This is a genomic window from Maridesulfovibrio zosterae DSM 11974 (assembly GCF_000425265.1).
GTDB classification, from domain to species: Bacteria; Desulfobacterota; Desulfovibrionia; order Desulfovibrionales; family Desulfovibrionaceae; genus Maridesulfovibrio; species Maridesulfovibrio zosterae.
In genome coordinates, this window is record NZ_AUDC01000011.1 from 174,216 (window position 1) to 197,757 (window position 23,542).

At 41.1% G+C, this 23,542-nt stretch carries 22 protein-coding genes; 12 read left to right on the top strand and 10 right to left on the bottom strand.

The window, feature by feature from the left end; genetic code table 11:
- Positions 1-176: 176 nt before the first annotated feature.
- On the bottom strand, positions 177-1,034 hold the full coding sequence (locus H589_RS0105005) for a ribonuclease H-like domain-containing protein (RefSeq protein ID WP_027721021.1): 858 nt from the start codon (positions 1,032-1,034) through the stop codon (positions 177-179).
- 235 nt (positions 1,035-1,269) lie between these two features.
- On the opposite strand from H589_RS0105005, the gene H589_RS0105010 reads away from it, so the two are divergent.
- Together H589_RS0105010 and H589_RS0105015 are read left to right on the top strand one after the other, a co-directional pair.
- On the top strand, positions 1,270-2,214 hold the full coding sequence (locus H589_RS0105010; protein WP_027721022.1) for a PilZ domain-containing protein: 945 nt from the start codon (positions 1,270-1,272) through the stop codon (positions 2,212-2,214).
- Positions 2,215-2,239: 25 nt separating this feature from the next.
- Positions 2,240-2,821: a flavodoxin family protein gene (locus H589_RS0105015; protein WP_027721023.1), complete on the top strand. Its 582-nt coding sequence runs from the start codon at positions 2,240-2,242 to the stop codon at positions 2,819-2,821.
- Positions 2,822-2,911: 90 nt separating this feature from the next.
- On the opposite strand, the gene H589_RS0105020 is transcribed toward H589_RS0105015, so the two are convergent.
- Positions 2,912-3,364, bottom strand: a complete 453-nt coding sequence (locus H589_RS0105020) for a DUF3795 domain-containing protein (protein ID WP_027721024.1) — start codon at positions 3,362-3,364, stop codon at positions 2,912-2,914.
- Between the two features lie 19 nt (positions 3,365-3,383).
- Positions 3,384-4,013, bottom strand: coding sequence for a YigZ family protein (locus H589_RS0105025; RefSeq protein WP_027721025.1), 630 nt, complete (start codon positions 4,011-4,013; stop codon positions 3,384-3,386).
- A 173-nt stretch (positions 4,014-4,186) separates the two neighbouring features.
- Between H589_RS0105025 and H589_RS0105030 the strand changes: the two genes are divergently transcribed.
- Positions 4,187-4,531: a DVU0772 family protein gene (locus tag H589_RS0105030; protein ID WP_027721026.1), complete on the top strand. Its 345-nt coding sequence runs from the start codon at positions 4,187-4,189 to the stop codon at positions 4,529-4,531.
- 338 nt (positions 4,532-4,869) lie between these two features.
- Positions 4,870-6,060 carry an aminotransferase-like domain-containing protein gene (locus tag H589_RS0105035; RefSeq protein ID WP_027721027.1) on the top strand — a complete coding sequence of 397 codons (1,191 nt, stop codon included), beginning with the start codon at positions 4,870-4,872 and terminating at the stop codon, positions 6,058-6,060.
- 127 nt (positions 6,061-6,187) lie between these two features.
- Here H589_RS0105035 and H589_RS0105040 read toward each other — a convergent pair whose 3' ends face one another.
- The 3 genes from H589_RS0105040 to H589_RS0105050 form a co-directional block, all read right to left on the bottom strand.
- A complete protein-coding gene (locus tag H589_RS0105040) occupies positions 6,188-6,541 on the bottom strand; it encodes a hypothetical protein (RefSeq protein WP_027721028.1) in 354 nt (117 codons plus the stop codon).
- Between the two features lie 5 nt (positions 6,542-6,546).
- A complete protein-coding gene (locus H589_RS0105045; RefSeq protein ID WP_027721029.1) occupies positions 6,547-7,152 on the bottom strand; it encodes a DUF8043 domain-containing protein in 606 nt (201 codons plus the stop codon).
- Between the two features lie 80 nt (positions 7,153-7,232).
- Positions 7,233-8,783, bottom strand: a complete 1,551-nt coding sequence (locus tag H589_RS0105050) for a glycosyltransferase family 9 protein (protein ID WP_245577042.1) — start codon at positions 8,781-8,783, stop codon at positions 7,233-7,235.
- A 433-nt stretch (positions 8,784-9,216) separates the two neighbouring features.
- Here H589_RS0105050 and acs point away from each other — a divergent pair, with 433 nt between their 5' ends.
- The 6 genes from acs (at position 9,217) to H589_RS0105085 (ending at position 17,938) form a co-directional block, all read left to right on the top strand.
- Positions 9,217-11,208, top strand: a complete 1,992-nt coding sequence (gene acs, locus H589_RS0105060; protein ID WP_027721031.1) for an acetate--CoA ligase — start codon at positions 9,217-9,219, stop codon at positions 11,206-11,208.
- 290 nt (positions 11,209-11,498) lie between these two features.
- Entirely contained in the window at positions 11,499-12,338 is an 840-nt protein-coding gene (locus H589_RS0105065; protein WP_027721032.1) for a pirin family protein, read from the top strand.
- Between the two features lie 159 nt (positions 12,339-12,497).
- The gene (locus H589_RS0105070) at positions 12,498-13,124 is read left to right on the top strand and encodes a nitroreductase family protein (protein ID WP_027721033.1); all 627 of its coding nucleotides are present in this window, start codon (positions 12,498-12,500) and stop codon (positions 13,122-13,124) included.
- Between the two features lie 326 nt (positions 13,125-13,450).
- Positions 13,451-14,725: an L-lactate MFS transporter gene (locus H589_RS0105075; protein WP_027721034.1), complete on the top strand. Its 1,275-nt coding sequence runs from the start codon at positions 13,451-13,453 to the stop codon at positions 14,723-14,725.
- Positions 14,726-15,022: 297 nt separating this feature from the next.
- Positions 15,023-15,364, top strand: coding sequence for a hypothetical protein (locus H589_RS0105080; protein ID WP_027721035.1), 342 nt, complete (start codon positions 15,023-15,025; stop codon positions 15,362-15,364).
- A gap of 60 nt (positions 15,365-15,424) precedes the next feature.
- Complete coding sequence (locus tag H589_RS0105085) at positions 15,425-17,938, top strand: TIGR03960 family B12-binding radical SAM protein (protein WP_027721036.1); 2,514 nt, start codon at positions 15,425-15,427, stop codon at positions 17,936-17,938.
- A gap of 219 nt (positions 17,939-18,157) precedes the next feature.
- Here the strand turns inward: H589_RS0105085 and H589_RS0105090 are convergent, their stop codons facing one another.
- A complete protein-coding gene (locus tag H589_RS0105090; protein ID WP_027721037.1) occupies positions 18,158-18,601 on the bottom strand; it encodes a hypothetical protein in 444 nt (147 codons plus the stop codon).
- A gap of 476 nt (positions 18,602-19,077) precedes the next feature.
- On the opposite strand from H589_RS0105090, the gene H589_RS0105095 reads away from it, so the two are divergent.
- Both H589_RS0105095 and H589_RS0105100 read left to right on the top strand, forming a co-directional pair.
- Complete coding sequence (locus H589_RS0105095) at positions 19,078-19,812, top strand: tetratricopeptide repeat protein (protein WP_027721038.1); 735 nt, start codon at positions 19,078-19,080, stop codon at positions 19,810-19,812.
- Positions 19,809-20,462, top strand: a complete 654-nt coding sequence (locus tag H589_RS0105100; protein ID WP_027721039.1) for a PilZ domain-containing protein — start codon at positions 19,809-19,811, stop codon at positions 20,460-20,462. Before H589_RS0105095 ends, H589_RS0105100 begins: the two co-directional genes overlap by 4 nt.
- A gap of 28 nt (positions 20,463-20,490) precedes the next feature.
- Here the strand turns inward: H589_RS0105100 and bioB are convergent, their stop codons facing one another.
- The 3 genes from bioB to bioD all read right to left on the bottom strand — a co-directional run bounded on the left by bioB (position 20,491) and on the right by bioD (position 23,542).
- On the bottom strand, positions 20,491-21,471 hold the full coding sequence (bioB, locus tag H589_RS0105105; protein ID WP_027721040.1) for a biotin synthase BioB: 981 nt from the start codon (positions 21,469-21,471) through the stop codon (positions 20,491-20,493).
- Between the two features lie 2 nt (positions 21,472-21,473).
- Entirely contained in the window at positions 21,474-22,763 is a 1,290-nt protein-coding gene (bioA, locus tag H589_RS0105110; protein WP_027721041.1) for an adenosylmethionine--8-amino-7-oxononanoate transaminase, read from the bottom strand.
- 62 nt (positions 22,764-22,825) lie between these two features.
- The gene (gene bioD, locus H589_RS0105115; RefSeq protein ID WP_035075106.1) at positions 22,826-23,542 is read right to left on the bottom strand and encodes a dethiobiotin synthase; all 717 of its coding nucleotides are present in this window, start codon (positions 23,540-23,542) and stop codon (positions 22,826-22,828) included.

Genomic DNA, 23,542 nt, shown 5'->3' on the forward strand with positions numbered 1-23,542 from the left:
TTAAACTGATGAGCAAATCAATATTCAAAAACACTGCCTATAATACACTAGTTTAATTATATAAATATTTTTTATATTCTAATAAAAAAAGGTCGTTTTTATTTCTAAAAACGACCTTAACAGGCAAAATATTCCATTTTTAAAATGGTAAAAAAACTCTGAACCGGGACAAAATTTTAAAATTTCCTATAAGAACCCTCTGAAAGATATTTACCCCGGATAGCAGCTACAACTTCCCGGTGCGCCCTGAATGGATTAACAGGTTCAGGCCTTTCAGCAATAGGCTCAAGATCATGCTGGGGAAACCTTTCTATATGAAGATTATACCCTTTGATCATTAAATTCTCCAAATTCACACTATCCAATACATTGTATGCAAGGAGAGTTTCCAAGGCTCTTTCATCTCCATGCATTTCAAATTCATTCCAGAGCAATACAGCAAAATATCCATCAAGTCCTTCTGCATCACCTCGATCCATGCCGAAGTAATGTTCGATGCCCTTAAGACCTCCGGTAATGCCTAGCGCACGGAAAACAAACCTCAGATCAATGTGCGCAGCTTCTACTTTTATCCCAAAATACTTTTCAATAAACGGGACATCAAAACATTTACCGTTAAAGCTTACAATAAGTGGATAACGAGCAATTTCGGCCTCGAAATCGTATAAATTTTTGCCCTGTACGTATGTTTTTATCTCTTTACCGTTCCACAAAGCAATTGTGGTAATATCACAGCAATGCGAATCAGTACCCGTTGTTTCAATATCTATATAGGCAATATCATCGCGAAAATGAGAATATAGACGCCATTGGTCTGAAGCAGGAAGACGGTCAGCAAACCAACAGGCATCACATTCACTAAGCTTTTGCAATGACTCGCCGCATCCTTTCTCCAATTCAACCATTTTAGCATCAGAAAGTGGAGATGAAACGCCTCCGATGATATCCTTCCATTTGCTAACCCCGGCCTGCCATATTTTAGCTTCCGTGGTGCTTCCTATTCCTTTGAGGTGGCAGAATGTTCTTTCGAGCATCTAGTTCGGCCCTGTATCCGTTCCGGTTAAGATTAATTAAATCAATTTAGGTCCAGACTGATAATAATTTAAAGACTAAAATTAACGCCCGTTCCTTGCTGCCCGTGACTATCTATAATATACAAGATAGTCCAGCATTTATACAATATTGACAATTCATCCATACTAAAACTACATAGAAAGATGATTATAAATTTTTCAGAGTGCTATACTACCAATTACAGGAAAATTAACAATGGAAAAATTTAACTTTCAGCACTATTTTGATCAATTTGATATACTCGTAACAAAGCCTGCTCAAAAATATATTGCTACTCTGCCACATGAATCTATGCCTTTAATTCTCGGGGGAGCTGCCTGTATTGCGCTTCTTGCAGCTATTTTGGCATTTCTGGCTATGCGCCCGTCAGCTAAAAAAAACATCCCATCTCTGAAAGGTTCTCAAGACTTTTCCGATTTTTTTAAAAAAAGCGGAACTATTATGGATATTTCTACAGCTGAAAATCACGAAAAACTCATTGGCCGCGGGGTTGTAACTCAAACCAGAGAAGATCGTATCAGACTTGAAATCATTGAAAATACAGGGCTTTCATCACTAGCCCCTTCTGCTAAATTATTGTGCATGTTCCCACCTGAAATGATGGGCCAAAGCAAGGTTAACGCATTTACTTCCACAATTCAGACTCTGGAGTGTAACAGTGAAGGATGCGGACGCATGACAATAAGCCCCCCTCAGTCTTTCTCGCTGATCAAACGCCGCCGCCATAAACGCAAACGCGTTATTGACCAACAATTTATAAGAGTAAAATTCTGGCTGGGTACGCCTGATTCTGACGAGACAGCATTTGCTGATGCTGTGCCGGATTTAGCTGTAAACTCATATGATCCAAGGTCCACAGGACATGAAGATAATCAGGTAATAAATATTTCTAACGGCGGAATTGGAGTAAGCGCTCATCAAGGACTTATAGATAAAAAATTCAATATAAATGATGATATCCTAATTAATATTTTCATGTTTAACTTCCGCCAAAAGGTTTTCAAGCCCTATTGGTATGCAGGAAAGATCCGGACTATTGAAGAGATGGATGGTACTTCATATAGACTCGGAGTAGAGTTCACCATGACTGGAAAGATACGTGATGAAACTGAACAGAATATAGATTGGTCAAATATTTAACTTTTTATAATATCAGGAGTAAATGATGAAAACTGTAGCCTTTAATGCCAGTGCCAGAAAAGGTGGAAACACATCTGTAATGCTGAAAGCTGCCCTTGCTCCTATTGAAGCGGCAGGCATTGAAACAGAACTTATTGAGCTTGGAGCCAAACCTCTTCAAGGTTGCATTGCCTGCTACAAATGCTTCGAACGAAAAGATGGTAAATGTGCCGTTAAAATGGACGCAATGAATGAGCATATTGCAAAAATGATCGAAGCGGACGCAATCATTCTCGGCTCACCAACCTATTTTGCTGATGTAAGCAGCAATATGAAGTCTCTCATTGATCGTGCAGGGCTGGTAACCAGAGCAAATGGGAATCTACTGAACCGCAAAGTCGGTGCAGGGGTAGCTGTTGCACGCCGAGCGGGCTCAATCCAGACACTCAATTCAATCAACCTTTTTTTCCAGATCAGTGGAATGATCGTACCCGGTTCAACATACTGGAGTGTGGGTTTCGGGCTTCAACCGGGTGACACTGAAAATGATACTGAAGGTCTGGCAACCATGCAAGATCTTGGCGTAAATGTCGCATGGCTGCTAAAAAAGACAGTAGACCAAGACTAAGAATCATCAGCTCTGATCTTTTCTACTATTAATTAAAATTTTACAAAAAAATGGCCGACTTTTTTTGAAGTCGGCCATTTTTTTGTAAAATTACTTCTGCCAGATATAAAATTTATGACGTCTACCCGGCCAGCAGTCCATACCGTTTTTCTTTATTTCATGAATATTTGATTTAGGCATTTGCCCGCACCTTGGCTCTAAAAAATCAAACTTTTCACAACCTTCATAATCACTGCATTCCCAACAGCCCTCGTAGTTCTTTTCAAGACAGCAATTCATTATTTTACATGGAACTCCAGAGCATCCACCACCTGGCCTACAAGGAATATTACACTTAGTATTAGCTAAAGTAGCTAATACTTCAGAAAATTTTTTCCAATTTTTGAACCCTTTACCGAAGGGACTATCTATTTCAGCATATTTATCAAATTCTATATCCTTGAGGTGATCCTCAAGTTTTTTAGCAAGTTTACTATAATCATTTTTGAAATGGATACAGTCAGGGCAATAAATTCCACAATATGCTGTTCTATCTTTATTCACATATACTCCTTACTAAAAATTATCGCCAGATATCCATATCTTCTATCATCATTTCGGCAGTTCCGTTGGTATCTTCCACAATTCTATCACTGAACAATTCTACCTGATCGGAAGGCATTATCAGTGTAAACATTATGGCAGAACCGAATGACTGTTCTTCTATTTCTGCTGAAAACTCAGAAAGCATTCGCCTGAGCATTCCTTCCTGCGCATAGCTGATCTCTAAAGTAAGCCGGCGCATGGGAACCTTCATTACTATATCAAGACTTTCAATCCCCTGCTGAACAGCTCCTGAATAGGCTCGCACCAACCCTCCTGTTCCTAATAGAATACCACCGAAATATCTGGTTACAACAACTGCGATATCACCTATTCCACTCCCCTGCAGAACTTGCAGCATCGGTTTCCCCGCTGTCCCTTGCGGCTCTCCGTCATCACTCATACCCATATCTCCGGTATTTGGTGGCCCGGCAATATAAGCCGAGCAATGATGGCGTGCATCAGGAAACTCCTTTTTGATTGACACAATAAAATCTTTTGCTTCCTGTCTATCAGCGATAGGGCAGATATCGCAAATAAAGCGACTTTTCTTAATATTGTCTTCAATACGTGTGCACTTTTTAGGAATTGGGTAAGCTTTATTTTTCATATTTCAATATTTGGAATTATTTAACAATACGCTGTATTTCCTTCATTTCTTATTTTGTACTATATGAAGTGACAATTTTAAACCTTTTTAACTTGACATAATAACAGGAATAGTTACTATTAAGTCAAGAGGTAACGGAAATGAGCTAACTTTAGATAAGTAAGGAGATAATTATGGGAAGCCTTAGAGATTACAGAAATTGGGATATAGACTGGGAAATGACTCCTGAGGATGCAGTAACTTTATATCTTGAGTGGGGAAATCACCCTTGGGATTCAAAGTTTGCTCCAGTAACATCAAAGAATGACTATACAAATTATTTCACTGTTTACATGTGGGATGAAAAGCCAAGAATTATTTTTGTCCGCAGAAATTCAGAAGAAGCACAAGAACTTTTAAGCGTTGAACTGCCCAGAGAAATTGCTGAAAGATTCAGAGAGTCAGTTGGTGGATTAAAGGGCAATTATCCTATCAACGATGAAGTAAAAAATTGGATTGAAACACAAATGAACAATTAGCTCCCATCTCCTTATCATCTACCCTTAGGGAGAGCAGGTTTAATCAAACCTGCTCTCCCTTTGATATCTTTACAGATATAAAAAGACCCCACCCCACATTTTTTTCTAAAATTAATCAATAAAATAAATATATTAAACTGTATCTTTATATTGAATTGATTCTGTTACTTGTGTTCTTTACAAAAATCAGTACCATGCTGTTTCTTCTATACTTGCATTTATTAATTATCCCCCATTAAGCAACGACTTGCTGGCAATCCTTCCTAAAATAGTCAGTGGAAGGCATGATTTACTGCATGCTAATAGATTGCGGCATTCTTATATCCAAGGAGGCTCTGATGCCTATTCAATTTGCTGATCGCATGGCTACTGTTCATCGTTCATTCATTCGTGAGATCCTCAAAGTAACCGAGGATCAATCTATTATTTCCTTCGCTGGCGGACTGCCTAATCCAGAACTTTTTCCTGTGGCTGACCTTCAAGCTGCAGCCGTTAAAGTTATGGAAGAAAGCGGACCCCAGTCCCTGCAATATTCCACAACTGAAGGTTTCCAGCCTCTGCGTCAATTCATTGCTGACCGCTACAAAGAGAAAAAAGGTATTGATGTAAGCGCTGACGAAATCCTGATTACTTCCGGTTCCCAACAATGTCTGGATCTACTAGGCAAGGTATTCCTTAACAAGGGTGATAACGTAATCATTGAGCGCCCTGGATATCTTGGAGCTATCCAGTCTTTCTCAATGTTTCAGTCAAATTTCCTTACGGTAGGTCTTGAAGATGACGGACCTGACCTTGCAGAACTTGAAATGGTCCTCGACCAGAACGACAGCAAAATGTTTTATGCTGTCACAAACTTCCAGAACCCGTCAGGCCTGACTTACAGCCCTGAAAAACGTCAGGGAGTGGCAGATCTCCTCAAAGGGCGGGACGTCCTTTTTGTAGAAGATGATCCGTACGGAGAACTGAGGTTCATGGGTGAATTTCACAAACCTGTTGTTCGTGGCTATCTTAAAGATGACGGTGTTCTACTCGGTTCTTTTTCAAAAGTTGCAGCACCTGGTTTCCGTCTTGGATGGATGGTCTGTTCCGGTGAAATGCGCGATAAGATGATTATTGCCAAGCAGGCTTCTGATCTGCACACTAGTACCTTTGCCCAACGCGTAATCCATCGCTATGTGACCGATAACAATCTTGACGATCACATTGAAAAAATTCGCCAGAGATATGGCAATCAGCGTGAAGTTATGGTTAAATCCATAGAGAAATTCTTCCCTGCCGAGGCAAAAGTAACACAACCTGAAGGCGGTATGTTCCTCTGGGTAACACTGCCTGAATCAGTTTCCGCTATGGAGCTCTTTGATGAAGCTATTAAAAACAAAGTTGCCTTTGTACCGGGACGTCCTTTCTACGTTGACGGCACAGGCGAAAATACTTTTCGCTTAAATTTCTCCAACTCCGATGAAACACGCATAGAGGAAGGAATAAAAAGACTCGGCTCTGGAATCAAAGAATTTCTGACCAAATCATAAGTATATGCTTTAAAAGCCTTATATGCCTGACCACGAATAACAAAAAAATCTCCTCTGAACTGTAGTTCAGAGGAGATTTTTTTTGTTGTACCGACCTTCGAAAGGATAGCCAGATCGCTTTCGAATATTATCCAACTTTGTTGATATATCTGTTCTGAATAAGGGGAGTTCCGCGAGCGGCCCTGCCGTACCCCTTGAACCGAACATTTTCTTTTTTAACTCTTGTAATATCCTGTCTAAGGGACTCATGAAGCTTTTTTGCTTCACAAGTAAGCTGACCTTGCAGGTTTTTAAGTCTGTTAAGTTTCTCCAGAATCTGATCAAGACTCACGCTTTCTTTTATTTCAAGAGCCTGAGTAGTTAGAAAACTTCTTCTTTCTGCAGCTTCAAAAGCATCAGCCACTTCCCCTGCAGCAAGAAATCTCAACTCTTCATATCCTATTTCCAGAGCCTGATCCAGAAGACTTATAGTTTCAGCCATAATGTTTACCTCTTAGAAACCTCCCTGATATCCTCACGGATGGCAGAGATGACGGACTTCCACTTTTCAACGGAAGGCAAGAATTCATATTCAAGTAAATCAGCCAATAAAATCCAGTCTTCATTTTCAAGAACTTCTGTCATTTCGGAAAACAGACTAGAAAATTCTTCTACAATTTTTTCAAATTTTTCAGTTTCTTTCAGTGCGAAATGGTCACGCAGGCTGCCTAGCATGCCAAGAAAATCTCTAGTTACATCCAGAAGATCCTGATAAAGTTCAAGAGCTTCAGCATCATCGGCCTGTCTAAATAGTTCAGCAACCTGCTTTCCTCCACCAGCCATAATATTCACGACCTTATAGAGTTCAAGAGTAATTGATCCAGCCATTTCAACGGTGGATGCACTCTTGATTTCCAAGGTTTCAACTTCGGAAGTTTCAATATCTTCTGACTGGTTGGGATAAATTTCACTGAAAGGTTCATCGTTGACCAGTACGTCGGTCACAATGCGATCATCAAGGTGTCCACTTTCAAGGACCTTATCAAAAACCTGCTCAAGATTTTCAAAACTTCTGATATCAAACTCAGTTTTAGTTCCATCGATTACGATCATTTGACTCTCCTCCTAAATAGGTACGTATAATTTTCCGGTTGGCCCGGTACGTCCAAATTCATACAAGAGTCATGCCATATTTATGTAATAGAAGATGATAAAGAAGTAATAAGCATCATATACCGACGGAGTTGTGAGACAAGTCCATCCATGGAATCCTGTGATCTTGCTTCCAGATCCCAAAGAGAGGAAAGTACTGAAAGCTGAGGACAGGAAGATAAGATGTCCTGTATTCTCTGAAAGTTAGCCAAAAATTTAACCTTCATTTTTTCCATAGGATCACCTTGGAGAAGTATAGCCTGCTTGCTGATCAAAAATAGTAAATCATGACATTCTGATAAGGTTTTTATCAGAATATCCCGGAATTCAATTGAAAAAGAAATCGGTTCCACCACAAAACCGGAAAGATCTTCCCCGTCAAGAAAACGACGGTAAAACTCTCTCTGCAACAGAATCCATTTATAGCGATCCGTCTGTTCATGACCTGACAACGACTTAAGCTCAATAAAGCCATGTTCATCATGCCCTGTCAGATATGCCCGAACACCCCTGTTTTCCATTCGTGGCCAGCAACTCTGATTAATAAAAGAAGATACAGCGTCAAAAATTTCAGCAACTCCAATGTGCTGACGACATTTATTTTCATAAGCACACTTCACTCCAAATGGGCAGGGGTGACAATCAAGATCTGGTTCAAAACAAAGTAAATTGCCCGCAGCCGGCCCTGTATCCCACGGCTGGGCTGTTGCAAGAAAAACAGCAGCAACGGGGGTTCCTGAGCCAGCGGCAAGATGCATTGTCCCAGTATCATTGGTCACCAGAAGGTCCAGTCTACGCAGTACTGCAGCTAATTCCGGCAGGGAGGTTTTACCCATAAGATTAATTACCGGAAAATCAGCGTCTTCTAAGATCTTCTGCCCAAGGTGAGATTCATTTTTTGTTCCTAATAATACAGGAATCCGGCGCATTTCATTCCAGATGCGGCTACCCAATTCTTTAAAATTAGCAACTGGCCAACGTCTGCGATCATCGCTTGCACCGGGCTGAAAACCGACAAAACCCTGAGCTTCAGACTCAGAATTATCTAAATACTTAAGTGCCGCAATTCTCATTTCAGGTGAAGGTTTAGCAAGATGGAAAGGAGCAGGTCTTTTCAATTCGGCAACACGGCTGAATAAATCAACAACATTAAATGGACTGGAACCACGGTTTGCAGATGCCATTTGCAAAAAGACCGCCCACTGATTTGTATCTGCGCTAAAACCGAACTTATCCATAGCAAAACCCCGCACCTCACGATCTTTACCGAGACGAAGAGCTATCAACCGAGCTGAAACAGATGGAGTCAAATTAATAATAAGATCAGGATTGAATTTCTTTTCAATTTCACGGCAATAAGAGTCAAAAACATTCACCGCGTTACGCCAGTCACGATCGATGGAAGCCAAAAACAAAGCCCCCGGCAAAGGAAAAGTTTCCACGACATCACGCATGAGCTCTGTGGTGGCGGCAAAATTTTTAAGACACACTACTGCCGACTTATACCCTTCATTTGCAAGAGAAGAAATAACAGGCTGAGTCTGTAACAGATCACCAAATCGTGTAAGATTTATAACTAACGCTTTTTTCAACTGAAACATCCTGAGGTTAATTTTTATTTCTGTATCAATATGGATATACAGCAACTATGCAGATTACGGCAATAGCAGCAAGCAGCTTTAATAATGTAAAGATATTGTAATATATACCTTAAAAAATATTTTCTGTGAAACTGCCAGAAAGCAACTTTATTGCAAAGTCTTTTAAAAGACATCCCTTACTAAGTTTTATCCTCCCAGCTTAAACGGTCTATTTTTCAGTTAAACGGGTAGTAGCCACAGTCAAACGGTTTTAACTTTCCATTCGTATTTTTGTTCTGCCGTTTATCGAAAAGCATGTGCATAGAATAAAAAAAAGATATATAAACTAATCATCCGGTCAGAAAAGTGATCAGCACAAAAAAAAATCTGCCGTAACCATTTTTTGCATAACCAGCAATTTTAAAACCTTTCAGGAGGCCAGCTAATGACTGAAGAACATAATATCGAAAGCTATTCATCAGAAAACAGAATTTTCAATCCTCCTACGAATGTACCTACGGCATGTGTTAAAAGCCTGGAAGAATATCAAGCAATTTATGATCGTTCCATTAATGACATGGAAGGATTCTGGGCTGAACGTGCTGAAGAACTTCTCACCTGGGATAAAAAATGGGATAAAGTGCTTGATTATGATTTCGACAAGCCTGAGATAAAATGGTTTGAAGGCGGAAAGCTAAACGCCTCTGCAAACTGTCTTGACCGCCATATCAAAAATGGTCGCCGCAACAAAGCTGCGCTTATCTGGCAGGGAGAGGAAGATCATGAAGTAAAAGTATATACATATGACATGCTTCACCGTGAAGTATGCCGCTTTGCCAATGTGCTTAAAAAAATGGGTGTACAGAAAGGTGATCGAGTATCCATTTACCTGCCCATGATCCCTGAGCTAGCTATCGCCATGTTGGCCTGTACCCGCATAGGAGCACCGCATTCCATTATTTTTGCAGGATTCAGCTCCAACAGTCTGCGTGACCGTATAAATGACTGCGGAGCTAAAATCCATATCACAGGTGATGGCGTTTTGAGAGGCGGAAGGGCTATTCCCTTAAAACCTAACTCAGATGAAGCTCTCAAGGAATGCCCTACAATTGAGCAATGCATTGTTGTGCCTAGAGCAAACAACGACATTGAAATGGTTGAAGGACGTGATTGTCTCTGGTCAGATCTCATGTCTGACCCTGAAATTACAGATAACTGTCCATACGAACTGATGGATGCAGAAGATCCTCTCTTCATCCTCTACACTTCCGGCAGTACCGGAAAACCCAAAGGAGTCTTCCACACTACAGGCGGTTACCTGACATACGCCGCCCATACCTGCCAATGGGTTTTTGACCTTAAGGATGATGATGTTCACTGGTGTACAGCGGATATAGGCTGGGTTACCGGACACTCATACATTGTATATGGTCCGCTTGCTCTCGGTTCGACCAGCATTATGTTTGAATCAGTACCCACATACCCTGATCCGGCAAGATTCTGGCAGGTTTGTGAAAAATTCAGAGTTAATATTTTCTACACTGCTCCGACTGCCATTCGAGCACTCATGCGTGAAGGTGACCAATGGACCCAGAAATATGACCTCTCAAGTCTGCGAATTCTCGGAACTGTCGGTGAACCAATCAACCCTGAAGCATGGATGTGGTATCATGAAAAGATAGGTAACGAAAAACTGCCCATTGTTGATACATGGTGGCAGACTGAAACAGGCGGACATGTCCTCTCCCCTCTGCCGTATGCAACACCGCTTAAACCAGGGTCTGCAACCCTTCCACTGCCGGGTATTGATGCAGCCATTGTGGATAGACACGGCAATGAAGTTGGCCCGAATGAAGGCGGATTTCTTATTATAAGAAAACCATGGCCTGGAATGCTTCGCGGTGTATGGGGCAATCAGGAAAGATTCAAGCAACAGTATTTCGAAGGTTTTCCAGGTGTATACGAATCCGGAGACGGTGCTCGCAAAGATGCTGACGGATACTTCTGGATTATGGGCCGTGTTGACGATGTTATCAATGTTTCCGGTCATAGACTGGGAACTGCTGAGATAGAATCGGCTCTGGTCTCGCACCCAGCTGTCTCTGAAGCTGCTGTTGTCGGCATGCCGCATCAGGTTAAAGGACAATCTATTTATGCATACGTTACTCTCAAATCAAATTCAGATTACGATGAAGATGATGATCTTATCAAAGAATTGCGTATGCATGTACGTAAGGAAATCGGTCCACTGGCCTCACCGGAAGTTATCCAGTTTGCTCCGTCACTTCCTAAAACCAGAAGTGGTAAAATTATGCGCCGGATTCTGCGTAAGATTGTTGAAGGTGATGCTGCCAACCTTGGAGACACCTCGACACTTGCTGACCCATCAGTAGTAACCGATCTCATCGAAGGTTACGAAGAAATTATAAATCCTTAAAACATAAAATCAGCTGCATAGCAGCCGCAAACTTACCGGATTAGACCGGGATACACGAAATAATTTTCTACAGATTTGGAAGGTGCTGTAGAAATTAGGTGTATCCCGGTCTTTCTTTTTAAAATTTTCTTTTACTTGAAACATATTAAAAATAATTCCTAATTCATAATTTTTAATCTCTCTAAACGATCATAATATGAGCCTACTATATTTTTTATCCTTTCCTTCTTGCAATTGCACTTTTTGTTGCTACCATACAGTAAATCATACTTTTGTCTGATGGAGAAAAAATGCGACGTAAAATAAAACAAATATTTAATGGTGAACCAGTCCATGAAGGAGCCGGAGTAAAGCTTCATCGTGCTTTTGGATACTTTGAAGCTTCTCTTTTTGATCCATTTCTGATGCTTGATGACTTCAGATCTAATAATCCAGAGGACTATCTTAAAGGATTTCCATGGCATCCACACCGGGGAATTGAAACAATCACGTACATTTTAAAGGGTAATGTGGAACATGGCGACAGTCTCGGTAATTCAGCGATAACAACTTCCGGAAGTGTCCAATGGATGACTGCGGGTAGTGGAATTGTCCATCAGGAAATGCCCAAAGGAGACTCAAAAGGCTCCATGCAAGGATTCCAGCTCTGGGCAAACCTGGCAGCCACCGACAAAATGATTGCTCCTGAATATCGAGAAATTACAGCAGACGAAATTCCGGAACTGAAACGAAAAAACGGAACAAGAGTTAAAGTCATTGCAGGTAAAATTGACGGAATTACGGGACCGGCAAAAGGGATTGGGATAGACCCAGAATATTTTGATGTCACAGTTCCAGCAGGGCAGGAGTTTGTCCACTCTGTAAAAAAAGGTTATACTGCTTTCATTTATGTAACTGCCGGCAAAGGATTTTCTGATGGCAGCTCTGTAGAAAACAGATCACTGGTTTTATTTGAAGACGGTGATGAAATTGCAATTTCAGCGGATGAAACTCCATTAAGCTTTTTACTGCTGACCGGAAAACCTATAAATGAACCAATTTTCTGGAGAGGTCCCATTGTCATGAACACAGCGGAAGAACTCGAAGAAGCTTTTGAAGAATACAAAAATGGCACCTTCATAAAAAAGTAAATTTAACTATTAACTTCTGATATTATGAAAGACAAAACGGCTATGTTCCTAATCCCTGCAAACATTAAAGAAATATTTTAATAACTATTGTTCTCTGGATTTCAGTTTGATGAAATATCCAGTTTGGTAAACAGTAAACCATAACTACAGGAGATTAAAATGAATTTTGATCAAATCATTGAAAAAAGACGTGCTGTTAATTTTTTTGATACTGAAAAAGACGTAGATGAATCCTTACTTAAAAAAATTATTCTGGAAGCAGGCAATGCTCCATCCAGCTACAATTTACAACCTTGGAAACTTAAAATTATCCGCACTCCTGAACAAAAGGAAGCTCTTCGTAAACTTGCTTTTGATCAACCTAAAGTAACAGAAGCTCCTGTAACTCTTATGGTACTTGCTGACAGAGATGGCTGGAAAGAAGGTAATCCCACCATGGAAAAAGTTTTTGCAGACTTTGTGAAAGCAGGAAAGATGCAAGAAGAACAGCGAGAATGGTTTGCAGGAGCAAGACAGGCGCTTTATGGTAGAGACGCAGAAGCTGCTCAAGCCTTTGCTAATAAAAACAGCAGTCTGTTCGCCATGTCTCTCATGTTCTCTGCAACTGCCAATGGTCTGGAATCACATCCTATGGATGGATTTGACCACGAAGGAGTGCGTAAAGAATTTAATATTCCTGACAACTACTGGATCCCCATGCTTATAGCCATTGGCTATCTTAAACCAGGAGCACAAATATACCCCAAAGGCTGGCGCCAATCTTTCGAAGAAATAATTTTAGACTAAAAGACTTTCTCAGTCGTATATAAAGTCAAAGTGTTCTCGAAGATAGAAGCAAGCGAGCGCTGCTCTGCAAATCAGTAAATATTATAATTTCCCGTAAACGGTAATTTATCAAAGGCGGGTGGCAAAAGTGCCGGATCACATAGTGCTCCGGCACTTTTTTATTTCCGTTCAACGAAAATAAAATGAACTATTCACTTATATATGCTTTAATTCAAATTAACGGAAAATATAAGACCAGCATGAAAAAAGGACATGCAATAAAAAACTAATAGGAAAAATGAGATACTAAAACTCTAATCACAAACAATAAAATTAAGGGGGAAAAGATGAGTGAGAATCGTGTAATGAATCGATGGTTTGCAGTACTTGGAGCTATCTTGATGCAAATTGCTCTGGGGGCTATCTATGCATGGTCAGTCTTCACCCCTTCCCTGATTCAAACCGGCTGGACAAAATTTCAAACTCAAGTTGTTTTCTCCATAGCACTTGTAACCTTTGCTCTAACAATGGTGTGGGCCGGTAAAAAACTGGTTGTATGGGGGCCGATGAGACTTTCCTTTTTAAGTGCAGTGATACTTGGAGCAGGCTATGTTCTTGCAGGTCTGGCAGGAGAAACAAATTTTATATTATTGTGCCTGTTTATTGGAGTTATTGGAGGTACAGGAATCGGGTTGGGATACGTTGTACCTATTGCGGTAGGAATGCGCTGGTTTCCGGATAAAAAGGGATTCATAACCGGACTTGCTGTGGCCGGTTTCGGTTTTGGGGCCATGGCCTGGGTCAAACTTGCCGGAACATGGGGAAACCTTATCGAAACGTATGGACTTTCCACTACATTTTTTATTTACGGAATATTATTCTTCGTCATGATTGCAGCAGGAGGAATTTTTATGAAATTTCCGCCTGAAAAATGGACTCCTAAGGGATACAGTATTGATGTAGATCACTCTGAACAGGATAAAATTGAAAAAAATTTCAGTTTTTCTGAAATGCTTAAGACACCACAGTTTTACCTGATTTTTGTTACATTCACTTTCAGTGCAGCTGCGGGGCTGATGTCCATCGGATTGATGAAGCTTTACCCTATGGAAGCACTACAATCCTCAGGACACACAGCAGCGGAATCAAGTGCGATTGCAGGCACTGCAATGGCGGTATTTTTCAGTCTGTCTAACGGTGTGGGCAGAATTGTATGGGGCAGTGCCAGCGACAGACTAGGACGCAAAAATTCTATCCTTCTCATGACTTCCATACAAGGAGTAACCCTACTCCTGTTCACAATCATGGCAGGCAATGAATATATGTTGTATATAGTTGCAACTGTCATCGGATTTAACTTCGGCGGAAACTTTGCCCTGTTCCCGACTATCACTGCGGATACATTTGGGACAAAAAATGTCGGACAAAATTATCCGTATGTATTTCTCGCATACGGTGTAGGCGGTTTAGTCGGGCCAATGCTTGGCGGTATGCTTGGCGATATGGGGAACTTCCCCCTCGCCTTCACCATCTGTGGTACATGCTGTTTGATTGGATCTGCTACAATTTATATGACAAAAAAACCGCAAATTAAAACTCTGGAAACGACTGAATTTTCATAAGTAAACAAGAATATAAGATAACCATTTCTCATACAGATTATAAGATTAAAGCTCACGACAACATGCCGTGAGCTTTAATCTTATAAGATCCATAAACTTGACACATTGGCAAGCAAGAACTAATTCTTATAAGTTACATATACGCAATAATTGAACCGGAACAGGATTTATGATTAACCCGTCCGGTCTTTTTTTATTATTCTATAATTTAATCAAATTGTTCCAGAATGTGCTAAACCTGCTTGCCCGTGCAAAGTAAAAGTACTTTTTGAGAACAGCCTTCAAGGAGTTTTCACAATGGCTTATGATGTAAAACTTTTCAAACTTATCAATGGTGATATGGTTATCGGTAAATGGGACGCTGCAAACAACAAAATCAACGATCCAGCCATTCTCCAGACCGTTCCTGCACAACAAGGTGTGCAAATGATGATCCTGCCTTTTGGCTATCCTTTCGACAATGAAATTGAAGGTGAAATTGACGGCGCACATATCATTTACGAATATAAAAACTGCCCGGAAGATGTTTCCACTAAGTATCTGGAAGCTTCCAGCAATCTGACCCTTACAGCTCCTTCCGGAGGACTGGGTGGCATGGGCGGAAACGTTTCAGACATATCCCAGCTCCTCAAAAAGTAATTTACAGGGAGCCAATAAAGGCTCCCTTCTTCAACCACTAATTTTTATCAGGAATGTACATTGAAAAAGCTGCTTCCTCTTTTGCCGCGTCCGACCCGCTATCTTGGATCAGAATGGGGCACTGTGCATAAAGACCTTTCCAAGGTTAAAGCACATATTGCCATTGGATTCCCTGACCTTTACGAAATCGGAATGTCTTATCTCGGACAAAAAATTCTTTATGAAATTGTCAACAAGCATCCTGATTTCTATGCTGAACGGGCTTACGTTCCATGTGAAGAAACAGCTGCGATCATGCGTGAACACAATGAACTGCTGGCAACGATGGAAAGCGACACTCGCCTTAAAGACGTGGACGCTCTCGGCATAAGCCTGACACATGAGTTGTGCTATACTAATGTTCTTTTCATGCTCGACCTTGCCGGGATTCCCTTAAAATCAGTAGACCGTGACGATGACAACCCTCTCATTATTGCCGGAGGAGGAGCATGCTTCAATGCTGAACCTATGGCAGACTTTTTAGATGTGGTAATGCTCGGTGACGGTGAAGAATCAATCCTTAAAGTCATGGAAGTGATTTCAGACTGCAAGGAAAAGAAACTGGGCAGAAAGGAAAAGCTGGGAGCTCTGTCAAAGCTGCCCGGTATTTATATTCCTGAATTTTTTGATCCCGAAAACCCTGGCGATTTCTTTGTTGAAAAAGCAGTTGTGGATGATTTGAACCCCATCCCTTTTCCCAAAGGGCAGGTCCTGCCATACGGAAAAGCTGTCCACGATAGATTGACCATGGAAATTGCCCGGGGATGTACACGCGGTTGCCGTTTCTGTCAGGCAGGAATTATCTACCGCCCTGTGCGTGAACGAACTCCTGAAACGCTCAACGAAACTCTGACAAAGGGGCTTGAGGAAACAGGATACGAGGAGACTTCTTTTCTTTCTCTGAGCACAGGGGACTATTCCGCTCTTGATGCTCTTTTTGCCAAAAGTTTTGACAACTGCGCGGCTCAGCAAATTTCAATTTCTCTGCCATCACTGCGTGTAGGCTCACTTTCCGAGCCTATTATGGAACGCATCGCTACGATAAGACGCACAGGAGCAACCCTTGCTCCCGAAGCCGGTACTCAGCGTATGCGAGATGTAATCAACAAAGGAGTAACTGAACAGGCCCTGCTTGATCATGCTCTCATGCTCTACGATAATGGCTGGCAGAATATAAAACTTTACTTCATGATCGGGCTGCCAACTGAAACATTCGAAGATCTCGATGGTATTCTTGATCTATGTGTTAAAGTTCGTGATGTTGCAGGAAGGCATATTAAAAAACTAAATATTACTGCAGCAGTATCTCCTTTCGTACCCAAACCACATACTCCGTTCCAATGGGAACGCCAGATTTCACTTGATGAAGTGAATGAACGACTCGATTACTTACGCGAAAAATTCAATACCCAGAAAAGACTCAAGCTCAAATTCCATATTCCACGCATGACCTTCCTTGAAGGTATATTCTCACGAGGCGACCGCAGACTGGCTCCGGTAATTCAAAAAGCATATGAACGGGGAGCACTCTTCTCCAGTTGGAAAGACCACCTCAATCTTAATCCGTACCTTGAGGCTATGGAGGAGGAAGGTTTAAATCCTGATGATTTTCTCGCTGCACGTGATAAAGAAGCCAGACTTCCTTGGGACCATCTTTCCAGCGGGGTTACCAAAAAATTCCTGCTTACTGAGTTAAAACGCGGATATGATGAAAAACTTACTGGCGACTGCCGTTACGAAGAATGCCGTAATTGCGGCGTATGTGAGTTTGATGGAAGAAAATCTCAACTTGTGGAGCAGGCTGCCCAAAAAGACATCCGTCCTAAAATGGTATTCGAAAACCGCGATCAAGCAGGAGATGTTCCTCCATTTGTGCAGGAAGAGAAACCTGACCTCGGCTTAAAAGGCAGTAATTTCCGTTTATGGTACACTAAAATTGGAACAACTGCGTATCTTAGCCAGTTAGACCTTCAGCCTGTAATTGAGAGAGCTATGCGCAGGGCTGATCTTCCGCTGACTTTTTCTCAGGGATTCCATCCTATGCCGCGGCTGTCATTTGGCCGAGCTCTTCCCGTAGGAGTGGAAAGTCTGTGCGAATGGATGAACGTAATGCTGCGTACCGAAATTTCAGCACAAGAACTTATAGACAGGCTTAATGAACAGATGCCAATGGGAATACGGATTGTTGCAGCAGATCCTCTGACTCTGTCTAAAAAACAGGCCCATCCATCCGTGGAGGATTTCACTCTGACTTTCACATGCAGTGATGAAGAAGTTACTGAAAAGAAAAGTAAACTTCGTGAACTAGCAGAATCAGAAGAATATATAATATCTCACACCACTAAAAATAAGGTTAAAGAAAAGGATATTCGCCCAACTCTTATTCATTTTGAAGAAGTGGGTGACCGAACCATAAAAATGACTTTTGACTGGTCTGAATTATATATTAGTCCGGTAAAAATGATTACAGCAATCTGCCCGGGCACAACGCTGCTTGACTACACACTGCTGAAAACAGGCCAGCGTTTTAAATAGCTTAAATATTTTTTTAGGTGGATAAATATTTCTAATCAGTATCTATCTAAAAGACCTTTAATTGTAAGCTTTAAAACAAAGCGTCTAGCTGAAGTTTTAAATGATCTAAATCCAAAAAAGAGCGGATATAGACAAAAATATGTCTATATCCGCTCTTTTTTTATTCCCGAATATTAAATTAAACAGCTCACCGGGCAAAACGGCTGCAGAGGGTAAACATTACCAGACAATAAATGGTTCACCTTCTTTAGTTATGTTGATGTTTACAATTTTATAAGCATCACGCTGTTCTTCATTTGGTCTCTTTATATTAATGATCACCGAAGTTTCACCAAGACCGATCATATTAAGTTCAAACCTCCAGCGCCCGAAATCCCCCAGCAAACCAGACTCCGGTGGTATAATACTATATTTTTCAAGTTTTATAAGCTTGGGGTCAAAAGTTATTCCATCAAAACCGTATCCTCCTGAACCGGGGTTACGCATTTCAAACACAACGGTATCTTCCGGCATGAGAATCAGGTTCATTTCATGCTTTCCGTCCAAATCATATTCAGGAATTTCATCAGCAAAAGGATTGATGGACGCACACCCAGATGTCACAAGCACACAAAAAATAAGTATGAAAACAGCCAGATGAGAATATTTTTTTTTAAATTTCATTTATACCGGTCTTTTTTAAATCTGATTTAATGCTGGTCTGGATGGATCATATCATACAATTCAAATCTAATATCACCAACATGGAAATGATAATCCGCACGAAGCAATAGTTCACCATATTCTCCAACCAGCCTCTAAATTACCTTTTATTCGTGATGTTCACGGATAACAAGATATTTAGTATTTTGTTATACATTGAATATCAAGCAACATGTGAATAAAAACAATATATACTCAATCCCCTTATAACTTTTTTTTGATATCGATTTTAAAAGATACAATACCCAAAAACATATTTATCTGCTCATAGTACCCCGTAGTTGGAGGATTCTTATAAGTTTCTTATTTTTTTTAAATTCTAATCGACATTTATCTCAAGCCTGATTATAAAAAAGGGCAGCTATATTTATATCATATATAACTACACACGACATATCACGCGACAATTTAAAACTTGTAGGGAGTTAATAAGGTCCATGGGGGAATTGAATCAAGTTCTTGGTGTTTACTCTAAAAACACGACAGACCACACTGGAACAGGTGCAACTTTACAAAAAGCAGAACACAAAACATATTACTATATCACGCGCTCTGGAATTGACGAATACCATGTTCAACCACTTAACGATCAAAATATCCCGTCAGGTATTATAACTTCGCTGACAAAAAAACAGTTCATAATATCATTCACCCCTGAAAGAGATTATTATGAGCGCAAGACTTTACCGGCACTTAAATCCCTAAAGGCCAAAATAGATAGAGGAGAAGAAGATTTTACAAATGGGGAGATGGACAAAGCCGAACAGGCCTTTGCCAAGGCTCTTTTGCTGGACCCGGAAAATTCCAAAGCCAACTTGGGCATGGGATCCGTGCAATGCACCAAAAAAAATTTTGATAAGCTATCAACTATAGTAAAAAAACTCCTCAATAATGACGAAGTATTTATTGAGGAGCAGCGTCAGGAATTCAACATGTTTGCTATATCACTTCGCAAACAAGCTCTTTTTGAAGATGCAATTACATTTTATAGCAAGGCGCTCGAAATTAATGCAAAAGATGAACATCTTCATTTCAACATAGCCAGAGCATATTTTGATTCCGGAAATTATGACAAAGCACTAAACCACATTGATGAGGCCCTACAGATTCAACCGGATCTTGAATGGGCTATTAAATTTAAAAAATATATAACAAAACAAGCCGCAAAATGATCAGTCAGAAAACCAAATTAAAAGTAGCATGTACCCCGGGTCTTAGGGTAGCAGTTGAACTTGCAGGTCTCAACGACAAAGCTCCGTCCATTGTTATCGGAGGAGATCCGGGTAAATACGTTATAGTCAAAGACCCTATGGTTCACCCTACTGACCGAGCATTGTGGTCTGAATACCTCTATTCCGGCAATGACGCTACGGTCAGATTTATATATGAAGGTATAGCGTCCGGATTTGAAACAAGCATAATCAAACTTATTAATTCACCTGACAAACTGCTTTTCCTCAAATATCCAAAACGTATTGAGACATACAACCTCAGAAGACACAAACGGATCAACTGTTTCCTTGAAGCAGAACTGGAACTATCCGGAAAAAAAACAATTGCAGTTATTGAAGACCTGAGTTCAAGCGGTTGCTGTATAACATATATTAAAGACGAAAAGACAGAAACTCCCGAGATTGGCGATAGTTTAAGTGCACACTGTCCATATTTCGCTGAAAATGGTGAATATATCATTCCCTGTAAAGTCCAGCGTGTAACAAAAGACTCTCGAAAGATAGCCTTAGGAGTTACTTTTGAAAAACCATCCCCAAGTGTTCTTGTAAAAATTCAAGATTATGTAGCTACGATCCTACACCATACTTAACTGATATTTTAATGGCTATTAAAGAAAGTTATTTTTTCTTCACCGAAAAACCTAAATCTTTGAGCATAGTCAGATCTGCTTCAATTCCCTGCCCTGAAACGGTAAGGAAATCTCCCACCATAAGAGCATTACATCCTGCATGAAAAATAAATGCCTGCAATGAACGTAAAGCGGATCTTCCCGCAGCCATGCGCACCTGAGCATGAGGATTTACCAACCGAAACATAGCAATAGTAAGTAATATTTCAAGAGGCTGCATAGGTTTTACGTTTTCAAGAGGAGTACCTGGAATAGGCACAAGAAAATTTAGAGGAATTGAATCAACCTCCTCTGCAGCAATGGCTAAAGCAAGCTCCACCCTCTGCTGAGGACTCTCACCAATCCCCATAAGTCCACCGCAGCAGACTTCAAGACCTGCCTTTTTTGCGTCACGCACAGTACCAATTCTTTCAGCATATGTGTGAGTGGTACAAACGCTTGGAAAAAAACTTTCTGACGACTCAAGGTTATGGTGATACCTTACCACCCCAGCACTTTTAAGTTTCTCCAGAGACTCGAGATCAAGACACCCAAGCGATGCACAGTGCTTGAAAGAAGTGTCACGCATTCCGTCCACAGCTTCGCAGACATTGCTTAAAGATTTCCCCTTGAGCGCTCTGCCGCTTGTCACATAACTAAAAAATTCAACCGGAGACTCACCTGCTTTTTTAGCACAATCTCTAATTTCCTCAACAGACATGAGCGGATAAGTAGGAGCTGGTGTTCCCGTAAAATGACTGGACTGGGCGCAGAAAGAACAGTTTTCAGAACAATTTCCGCTACGTACATTGGCAATGCCGCATAAACTTATTTCGCGGCCGAATCGGCGCATAGTCATGGTATGGGCAGCATGAAGAATTTCTGCAAGCTCACCGTGGGAGGCACCTAGAATTGAAACCGCCGTATGCTCATCAATGGCTCCGCCGCCGTGAACGGCGGTCCAGATAGCTTGTTTATCTTTTCTATCCAATTTTAATTTCCTATGTGTAAACTGACAACTTCACAAATAGCGGAAGTGAGAGCTTCAAGTTCTAAGTCTGAAATAATATACGGTGGCATCACATAAACAAGCTTACCGAAAGGCCTCACCCAGACCCCTCGTTTAACAAATTCACGCTGAATGAGATTCATATTCACCGGCTGTTTAAGTTCTATAACTCCGATAGCCCCGAGACAGCGAACATCAGCAACATTGAAAAGTTTTTCACATCTTGAAAGACCGCTACGCAACATATGAGTTATGTTGTCTACCCGTTCCTGCCAGTTACTTTTGACCAGCAAATCCAGAGAAGCATTGGCCACAGCACAGGCGAGCGGATTGCCCATAAATGTCGGACCATGCATGAAAACGCCGCCCTTAGATGAAATACCTTCTGCAACGGCTTTGGTTGCAAGGGTCGCGGCAAGACTCATCATGCCACCGGTTATGGCTTTGCCTACACACATAATATCAGGACTGATACCTGCAATCTCACTGGCAAACATAGCTCCTGCGCGACCAAACCCAGTGGCAATTTCATCACAGATGAGTAAAACTCCATACTCATCACAAGCTGCTCGAACCCTTTTCAAATATTCAGGAGAGTAGAAACGCATTCCTCCTGCTCCCTGTACTAAAGGCTCAAGGATAACAGCAGCAAGTTCATGAGCATGCTTTTCTATCTTCTCTTTAAAATCAGCAAAATCATCATCAGAACATCCTCCCTCAAAACGGCATGGAGGAGCATCTGCAAAAATATGTTCAGGCAGCACCGAGGTAAACATAGAATGCATCCCGTTAACAGGATCACACACGGACATACAGCCTAGAGTATCTCCATGGTAGCCGTTACGGACAGTCATAAGTCTGTTCTTTTCAGCGTGTCCCAGAGCATACCAGTATTGGATTGCCATCTTTATGGCCACTTCTACTGAAACAGAACCTGAATCGGCAAGAAATACATGTTGCAACGGTTCAGGAGTAAGTTCCACCAGTTTCTCGGAAAGAGAAATAGCTGGTTCGTGTGTCAGCCCTCCGAACATAACGTGAGGCATTTTTTCTGCCTGATCACAAAGAGCTTTACGTAGTACAGGATGATTGTAACCATGAATAGCGCACCACCACGAAGCCATACCGTCAATAAGCTCCCGGCCATCTTCAAGAATAATCTTAACACCTTCAGTTGCGGCGACAGGATAAACATTCAAGGGATCGACTGCAGAGGTATACGGATGCCAGATATGATCGCGATCAAAACTAAGCATAGATTCTGTTATAGACATGATAAACTCTTTTTTAAAAAGCCTGTGGCAGCTTTTACGTGAAACCAAAGAAAGTAATCTTCTTATCTGGTATAATTTATTATATTAAGATCGGAGAGATATTTATCCAATTCCGTCCAGCAATGGTTATTGCTGCTGTCCCAATCAAAAATATACGGAATGGAGGCGAGAACCTTTACTGCAGAAAACTTTTCTATCATCTTAATATTGTCAGCAGCCATGCCGAACTCTTCCGGTTCGGGCTGATTTACAGCAGTCATTAAGACTCCTGCTATTTCAAGTCCGGCCCTTTTCAATTCATTTATTGAAAGCAAAGTTTCATTAATTGTTCCCAGCTTGTTCTCTGAAACAAGAATTACAGGGTAAGCCAAATCTTTCATCAGATCCAGCATAGTGGAATCACCATTTATCGGAACTAAGATGCCACCGGCTCCTTCCACAAGCAAAAAGCCTTCTTTTTCCAGCCCCCTAACCTTCTCAGCAACATCAGCTATATCTATTCTGGTTCCTGCCAACTCTGCGGCTAAATGCGGAGAGCTGGCAGGTTCAAAAATATAAGGACACTGCGTTTCAGGATGCCATTCTGCCTGAGCAAATTTATAGACTTCACCATCTGGAGAGTCCATTTTCCCATCAGCACGGACTTTCCCTCCAGACTGGATAGGCTTAACAGGAAGACATTTTACACCGTTATGACTAAAAAACCGGGCAAGTCCGGCTGTAACCACAGTCTTACCCACATCAGTTCCAGTACCTGTTATAAAAAAACCTGCAGCCAT